The following is a 1,550-nucleotide window of genomic DNA, read 5'->3' as shown; positions in this document are numbered from 1 at the left end:
AGCCCGCCATGGCCACGGCCAGCAGCAGCACGGCCAGCATTGCCGGCCGCCCCGGTTCCTGCCGCAGCATGAAATAGCCCGCGATGCCCAGCCCCAGCCCCACCGGCAGCCAGAGCGCCAGCCGCGTCCGTTCGGCCAGAAGCTGGCGCGCGAGCCATGGCTTGGTGCAATCCTGCCTGCCGGTTGCGTCCGTCACCCCGCCCTTGCCCGCCCGCTGTTCCACCCGGACAGACTAGCCCCGGCAGGCGGGTTGCAGAAGATGCGCCCGTCGGGAGAAGCACCAGCCGGGCGCACCCCCTGTATGGCGGAGACATCCCATGGTATGGACCCGGCTCATGACCGTTCGTACGCGCTTCGCACCCAGCCCGACGGGATTGCTGCATATCGGCAACGCCCGCGCCGCCCTGTTCAACTTCCTTTATGCCCGTCACCATGGCGGCAAGTTCCTGCTGCGCATCGAGGATACGGACCGCGAACGTTCGACCCAGCAGGCGGTGGACGTGCTGTTCGACGGGCTGGCCTGGATGGGGCTTACCCCGGACGAGGCGCCGGTCTTCCAGTCCACGCGTCAGGCCCGCCATGCCGAGGTGGCGCATCACCTGCTGGCGCAGGGTTTGGCCTATCGCTGTTTCTGTACGCCCGAAGAACTGCAGCAGATGCGCGAGCAGGCCGCTGCCGAGGGCAAGCCGCCGCGCTATAACGGCTATTGGCGCGACCGCGACCCGGCCGAGGCGCCGCCGGGCGCACCCTTCACGGTGCGCATCCGCGCCCCGCGCGAGGGCGAGACGGTCATCCACGACCTGGTGCAGGGCGAGGTCCGCGTGGCGAATGCCGAACTGGACGACATGATCATCCTGCGCGGCGACGGTACCCCGGTCTATCAACTGGCGGTGGTAGTGGATGACCATGACATGGACATCACCCACGTCATCCGCGGCGACGACCACCTGACCAACAGTTTCCGCCAGGCGATGATCTATCGCGCCATGGGCTGGGAGCTGCCTGCCTTCGCGCATCTGCCGCTGATCCACGGGCCCGACGGCGCCAAGCTGTCCAAGCGGCACGGCGCGCAGTCGGTGGTGGAATTCCGCGACATGGGATACCTGCCCGAGGCGCTGAACAATTACCTGCTGCGCCTGGGCTGGGGCCACGGCGATGCCGAGATCCTGTCGCGCGAGGAGCAGATCCGCCTGTTCGACCTGGATGGCGTCGGGCGGTCGGCGTCGCGCATGGATTACGTCAAGCTGCAGCACCTGAACGGCGTCTGGCTGCGTCAGGCGGAGGATTCGCGGCTGACCGAGGAGGTGGCCGCCCGCCTGGCCGGCCGGCCGGGGGTGACGCTGGACGACACGGTGCGGGCGCGCATCCTGCAACTGATGCCGGGACTGAAGGAACGGGCGAGGACGCTGGTGGACCTGGCCGACAGCGCGGCCTTCCTGGGCCGGCACGTGCCGCTGGAGTGCGATGCCAAGGCCGAGAAGCTGCTGACGCCGGAGGCCAGGGAGATGCTGGGGCTGCTGGCCCGCGACCTGGCGGTGATCGAGCCGTTC

Annotated in this window: 2 protein-coding genes; one reads left to right on the top strand and one right to left on the bottom strand. The window is 69.0% G+C overall.

What is annotated here, in order from left to right; translation table 11 throughout:
• On the bottom strand, positions 1–223 hold a 223-nt coding region (locus HUK84_RS17705), incomplete at its 3' end, for a hypothetical protein (protein WP_176641423.1).
• Positions 224–335: 112 nt separating this feature from the next.
• On the opposite strand from HUK84_RS17705, the gene gltX reads away from it, so the two are divergent.
• The coding region (gene gltX / locus HUK84_RS17700; RefSeq protein ID WP_176641422.1) for a glutamate--tRNA ligase at positions 336–1,550 on the top strand (1,215 nt) is incomplete at its 3' end.

The organism is Nguyenibacter vanlangensis (genome assembly GCF_013376155.1).
GTDB lineage: Bacteria > Pseudomonadota > Alphaproteobacteria > Acetobacterales > Acetobacteraceae > Gluconacetobacter > Gluconacetobacter vanlangensis.
Note: the sequence above shows the minus strand (reverse complement) of the source record. Positions and strands in the feature narration are given on the sequence as shown.